General features: G+C 67.8%; 6 protein-coding genes. 5 read left to right on the top strand and 1 reads right to left on the bottom strand.

The genetic code is table 11. The features are described from left to right. Positions 1–402: 402 nt before the first annotated feature. The 3 genes from ugpB (at position 403) to ugpE (ending at position 3,671) form a co-directional block, all read left to right on the top strand. The gene (gene ugpB / locus K9U41_RS21250) at positions 403–1,731 is read left to right on the top strand and encodes a sn-glycerol-3-phosphate ABC transporter substrate-binding protein UgpB (RefSeq protein ID WP_282642839.1); all 1,329 of its coding nucleotides are present in this window, start codon (positions 403–405) and stop codon (positions 1,729–1,731) included. 204 nt (positions 1,732–1,935) lie between these two features. Further along, complete coding sequence (ugpA, locus tag K9U41_RS21255; protein ID WP_282642840.1) at positions 1,936–2,820, top strand: sn-glycerol-3-phosphate ABC transporter permease UgpA; 885 nt, start codon at positions 1,936–1,938, stop codon at positions 2,818–2,820. Then, on the top strand, positions 2,820–3,671 hold the full coding sequence (gene ugpE / locus K9U41_RS21260; RefSeq protein ID WP_282642841.1) for a sn-glycerol-3-phosphate ABC transporter permease UgpE: 852 nt from the start codon (positions 2,820–2,822) through the stop codon (positions 3,669–3,671). The genes ugpA and ugpE overlap by 1 nt, the downstream gene beginning before the upstream one ends. 294 nt (positions 3,672–3,965) lie before the next feature. Here ugpE and K9U41_RS21265 read toward each other — a convergent pair whose 3' ends face one another. Continuing rightward, entirely contained in the window at positions 3,966–4,202 is a 237-nt protein-coding gene (locus K9U41_RS21265) for an Lrp/AsnC ligand binding domain-containing protein (RefSeq protein ID WP_149577315.1), read from the bottom strand. Between the two features lie 129 nt (positions 4,203–4,331). On the opposite strand from K9U41_RS21265, the gene thiD reads away from it, so the two are divergent. After that, on the top strand, positions 4,332–5,144 hold the full coding sequence (thiD, locus tag K9U41_RS21270) for a bifunctional hydroxymethylpyrimidine kinase/phosphomethylpyrimidine kinase (protein ID WP_282642842.1): 813 nt from the start codon (positions 4,332–4,334) through the stop codon (positions 5,142–5,144). Between the two features lie 205 nt (positions 5,145–5,349). Beyond that, on the top strand, positions 5,350–5,961 hold the full coding sequence (locus K9U41_RS21275) for a helix-turn-helix domain-containing protein (RefSeq protein WP_282642843.1): 612 nt from the start codon (positions 5,350–5,352) through the stop codon (positions 5,959–5,961). The last annotated feature ends 69 nt before the right edge of the window (positions 5,962–6,030 follow it).

A 6,030-nucleotide genomic window follows, 5' to 3' on the forward strand; every position in this document is an offset into this window, starting at 1 on the left:
TCCCTGCCCTCCCCCGCACGCAAGACCTCTGCGAAAGTCACGCATGGTCGGTGTCGGAAGCCGGTTCCCCCTCTCCCCTTGCGGGAGAGGGGAGGACGGCATCTTCGGAATATTTCGCAGAGGCCTCACAGGTGGGAGAGGGTTCTCCGGGGTGTCCGGTCGAGACAGCAGACTTTCACGCTGAGACACGCCCCACGCCTGCGCCTGCCGCCCGAAGTCCCGCGCCTCTGGCGCCGGGGGCATGCCCTGCGGCAGGATGGGGCGGCGGTCTGGTCGCGGCGTGTCGGTGGCGCTTTGATCGTCGTCTGAGATCACCTCCTGTCATGGAACGGTAATGCTAGGACTTCATCCATCCGGATCTGACGCGGGCCGCCCGACCCGCCGCTTTCCGTGGAGGCTCACATGGTCCATTCGTCTCGACGCGGCGCGCTCAAGGCGCTGCTCGGTTCCGCCCTCCTCGCCGCCCTCGCCCAGCCGGCGGCGTCCCAGACCCAGATCCAGTGGTGGCACGCCATGGCCGGCCCGCTGGGGGAGAAGCTGGAAAAGCTCGCCGCCGACTTCAACGCCACCCAGGGCGAGTACAAGATCGTGCCGGTCTACAAGGGCACCTATCCCGAGACCATGACCGGCGCCATCGCCGCCTTCCGCGCCAGGCAGCACCCGGCCATCGTGCAGGTGTTCGAGGTGGGCACCGCCACCATGATGAGCGCCAAGGGCGCCATCTATCCCACCTACAAGCTCATGGCGGACGCCGGCGAGCCGTTCGACCCCAAGGCCTATCTGCCGGCGGTCACGGGCTATTACACCGACACAGCCGGCAACATGCTGTCATTCCCGTTCAATTCCTCGACCCCGATTCTCTACGTGAACAAGGATCTGTTCCGCAAAGCCGGGCTGGATCCGGAAACCCCGCCCAAGACCTGGCCCGAGGTGGAGGCGGCGGCGCTCAAGGTGCAGGCGGCCGGGGTGCCGTGCGGCTTCACCACCCAGTGGCCCAGCTGGGTGAATGTCGAGAACCTCTCCGCCTGGCACAATGTGCCCGTGGGCACGCTGGAGAACGGGCTGGGCGGCACAGCCTCCCGCCTTACCATTGCCAACCCGCTGACGCAGAAGCACTGGGAGGCCCTGGCCCGCTGGCAGAAGACCAGGATCTTCGACTATGGCGGCCGCCAGTCGAAGGCCGACCCGAAATTCTTCTCCGGCGAATGCGCCATGAGCATCGGCTCCTCGGCGGCGCGGGCGGGCATCCTCGCCAATTCCAAGTTCGAGCTGGGCTACGGCATGATGCCCTACTGGCCCGACCAGAAGGGCGCGCCGCAGAATTCCATCATCGGCGGCGCCACCCTGTGGGTGCTCACCGGCCGTCCGGAGGCAGAATACAAGGGGGTGGCCAAGTTCTTCGGCTATTTGTCGCGGCCCGAGGTGCAGGCGTGGTGGCACCAGAACACGGGCTACCTGCCCATCACCCGGGCGGCCTACGACCTCTCCCGCGCCCAGGGCTTCTATGAGAAGAACCCCGGCACCGATGTCTCCATCCGCCAGATGACGCTGAACCCGCCCACGGCCAATTCCAAGGGCCTGCGCTTCGGCAACTTCCTGCAGATCCGCGACGTGATCGAGGAGGAACTGGAGGCGACGCTGGCCGGCCAGAAGAGCGCGCAGGACGCCCTTGCCGCCGCCGAGGCCCGCGGCAACGAGCAGCTGCGGGCGTTCGAGAAGGCCAATCCGTGAGGGAGGCTCTCGTGTCCCGGCCGACTGAAGCGATAGCGCAAGGAGAGCCGGGACCCAGCGCAAGGACTCCGCCGCAGGCGCTTCCTGACCCAGCGGCGGCGGAGTCTTGCCTGCTGCACAGAAGCTTTGCGCTGGACCCCGGCTCGGCGCTCCGGCTGCGCCGTCGCTGGGCCGGGGAACCGGCCATGACGGCGCGCTAAACCCATGCAGGCCAAGCGCGTCACCTTCCCCGGCAAGATCACACCCTATCTGCTGCTGTTGCCGCAGGTGGCGGTGACGCTGGTGTTCTTCGTGTGGCCGGCGGGGGAAGCGCTGGTCTCGTCCTTGTTCGCGCAGGATGCGTTCGGGCTCGGCAGCACCTTCGTCGGGCTCGCCAATTTCGCCGCACTGCTGCGCGATCCGGCCTATCTGGAGGCGGTGGGCGTGTCCTTCCTGTTCGCCTTCTGCGTCACCACGCTCGCCATGGGCCTCGGCCTGTTGTTCGCCGCAGCGGCGGATGCGCTGGGCAAGGCGGCCGGGCTCTATCAGGTGCTCCTCGTGTGGCCCTATGCGGTGGCGCCGGCGGTGGCGGGGGTGCTGTGGCTGTTCATGTTCGACCCCTCGGTGGGCATGGTCGCCCATGCCCTGCGCACCATGGGCATTTCGTGGAACCACGTGCTCGACGGCGGGCAGGCGCTGACGCTGGTCATCCTCGCCGCGGCGTGGAAGCAGGTGAGCTACAATTTCCTGTTCTTCTACGCCGGCCTGCGCGCCATCCCCCAGGGCGCGCTGGAGGCGGCGGCGCTGGATGGCGCGGGGCCGTTCCAGCGCTTCCGCCACATCGTGCTGCCGCTTCTGGCCCCCACCACCTTCTTCCTGCTGGTGGTGAACCTCACCTACGCCTTCTTCGACACCTTCGGCATCATCCACGCCACCACCGGCGGCGGGCCGGGGCGGGCCACCACCATCCTCGTCTACAAGGTGTTCCGCGACGGCTTCGAGGGGCTGGATCTGGGCGGCTCATCGGCCCAGTCGGTGGTGCTGCTGGTGATCGTGGTGGCGCTGACCGCCCTCCAGTTCCGCCATATCGAGCGCAAGGTGAGCTATTGATGGCCGGCACCTCGCGCCTGTCCCTGCTGTTGGCCCACCTCGCTCTCATCGCCGGGGCGGCGGTGATGATGGCGCCGCTCTATGTGGCGTTCGTCGCCTCCACTTATGCGGGCGGCGATTTCCTCTCCGGCCGCGTGGGGCTTTTGCCCGGCCCGCATCTCGTTGAAAACTATCGCCTGGCGCTCACCACCGGCTCGTCCACGGCGGGCATCCCGCCGGTGGGGCCCATGCTGTGGAACTCGCTGGTGGTGGCGGTGGTGATCGCGGCCGGGAAGATTTCCATCTCCATCCTGTCCGCCTTCGCCATCTGCTATTTCCGCTTTCCGCTGCGGGTGCCGGCCTTCTGGCTCATCTTCATGACGCTGATGCTGCCGGTGGAGGTGCGCATATTGCCCACCTTCGAGGTGGCGGCGCGGCTCGATCTGCTGAATTCCTACGCCGGCCTCACCGTGCCGCTGATCGCCAGCGCGACGGCCACCTTCCTGTTCCGGCAGGTGTTCATGACCATTCCGGACGAGCTGACGGAAGCCGCCCTGATCGATGGCGCCGGCCCGCTCCGCTTCTTCTGGTCGATCCTTTTGCCGCTCTCGCGCACCAACATCGCGGCCCTGTTCGTGATCCTGTTCCTCTACGGCTGGAACCAGTATCTGTGGCCGCTGATGGTGACGACGGATGCCAGCTATTTCACCGTGGTCATGGGCATCCGCCGCCTCGTGGGCGCGGCGGCGGAGGCGGACCCGGTATGGCACCTCGTAATGGCCACCGCCATCCTGGCGCTGGTGCCGCCGGTGCTGGTGATCGCGGTGCTGCAACGCTTGTTCGTGCGCGGGCTGACCGAGACGGAGAAGTGAGGCCAAAGACCCGTGAGCTTGCCTCATGGGTCTTTGGTCAAGCCCGCGCGGCGTTTGAGCGTCACCCACTCGGCATCGGTCGAAGACCGAGGACGACGGTAAAAGGCCCGTGCCCCGGCCCAGCGACGGCGCAGCCGGAGCGCCGAGCCGGGGTCCAGCGCAGGACTCCTGCGCAGCAGGCAAATTCAGGGGACGGCTGGGTCAGGAAGCGCCTTCGGCGGTTCCTTGCGCTGGGTCCCGGCTCTCCTTCCACTGCGCTCCGCTGCGTTCCAGTCGGCCGGGACACGAGCCCCCTCAGAACGCCTTGAAGGTGATGATGGTGCGGGTGTCCTGGATGCCGGGGAAGGTCTGCACCTTCTGGTTCACGAAGTGGCCGATGTCCGTGCCCTCGTCCACGTAGAACTTGATGAGCAGATCGAACTCGCCCGCCGTGGAATAGATCTCGGAAGCGATCTCCGCATTGGCGATGGCGTCGGCCACCTCGTAGGACTTTCCGAGCTGGCACTTGATCTGGACGAAGAAGGGAACCACGGCTGAACTCCGCTTGGGCGGTATCGACACGCCCGGCGGGCGGACGGCGGCGCCAAGGTGGACAAAACCGCCGGGACTGGCAAGGGTGGCCCCGCACTCCTTATCCCGAGAGCGGAGCAAGGCAGGTCCATGTCGCGGAAGGTCCCCATCGCCCTCACCATCGCCGGCTCGGATTCCAGCGGCGGCGCCGGCATCCAGGCGGACCTCAAGGCCTTCTCCGCGCTTGGCGTCTACGGGGCCAGCGTCATCACCGCCCTCACCGCCCAGAACACGCTGGGCGTCACCGCCATCCACGACGTGCCCGACGCCTTCATCGCCGCGCAGATGGACGCGGTGTTTTCCGACCTCGCCGTGAACGCGGTGAAGATCGGCATGCTCTCGCGCCCCGGCGCCATCCGCACGGTGGCGGAAGGGCTCACCCGCCACGGCGCCGGCCCGGTGGTGCTCGATCCGGTGATGGTGGCGGCCTCCGGCGCGCGCCTGCTCACCGACGATTCGCTCAGTGACCTCAAGGCCGTGCTCATCCCGCTGGCCCACCTCATCACCCCCAATCTGCCGGAGGCGGCCGAACTGCTGGGCGTGCCGGTGGCGGAAACCGAGGACGACATGCGCCGGCAGGGCGAAGCGCTGCTGGCCCTCGGCCCCGGCGCGGTGCTGATGAAGGGCGGGCACGGCTCAGGCCCCGAGAGCGTGGACCTGCTCGTCACCCCCGGCGACGTGACGCGCTTTGCCGCCCGCCGCCACCCCTCGCGCAATACCCACGGCACCGGCTGCACCCTCTCCTCCGCCATCGCGGCGGGGCTTGCCGGCGGATCGGACCTGAAGACCGCCGTGGGCCGGGCCAAGGCTTACATCTCCGGCGCCATCGCCGCGGCGGACCAGTTGGATATCGGCTCCGGCCATGGCCCGGTGCACCATTTCTTCGAGCTGTGGGGGAAATGAGCGGCAACGGGAGGGCTGCTGGGCTGCCACCCCCCTCCCCCGCAAGCGGGAGAGGGTTCCACGGCGTTACCGGTCGCAGCGACAGGCTCTCAAGCCGAGACCCCAGCCCTTGAAACTTTCCCTGCAGCGGCCGCTTCCCTCGCGCGGGTTTGCTGAGTATCGTCCGCCACAGCGAACGCTCGTTCGGAATTAAGGATCGCTGGGCATGGCAGTCAAGGAGCGCGGGAACACCCTCGAGACCGGTGCGCAGGTCATCACCGGCCAGCTCGGCAAGACCATCCAGCGCCTGCGCAAGGCCTACAATCTGTCCCTGTCCGACCTCGCCGAGCAGTCGGGCGTGGCGAAATCCATCATCAGCCAGATCGAGCGCAACGAGACCAATCCCACGCTCGCCACCGTGTGGCGCCTGTCGCAGGCGCTGGACATGACGGTGGAGCGGGTGCTCGCCTCATCCGACGACGCCCCCTTCGTGGAGAAGCTGTCGCGCGCCGACACGCCGATCCTGCTCTCCGAGGACGGGCTGGTGCGGCTCTCCATCATCGGCTGGATCAAGACGGTGGAGTGGCTGCAATATTATGACATGGACGCCGCCCCCGGCGGCGAGCTGGATTCGGATGGCCACCAGCGCGGCTCGGTGGAATGCCTCACCGTGCTCAAGGGCACGCTGGAGGTGGAGGTGGGCGGCGTCATCGAGACGGTGAAGGAGGGCGAGACGGTGCGCTATCGCTGCGACCGCCGCCACGTCATCCGCAACCGCACCGACGCCCCCGCCCGCGCCTTCATGGTGTGCCTGCTGAAGGCCGCCGTCCTGGAGTGAGGCGACCCAACAGCCGGGATCGGTCAAACCCTCTCCCGCGTGCGGGGGAGGGAAGGGAGGGGGCTGGGG

This window comes from Xanthobacter autotrophicus, assembly GCF_029991245.1.
GTDB lineage: Bacteria > Pseudomonadota > Alphaproteobacteria > Rhizobiales > Xanthobacteraceae > Xanthobacter > Xanthobacter autotrophicus_C.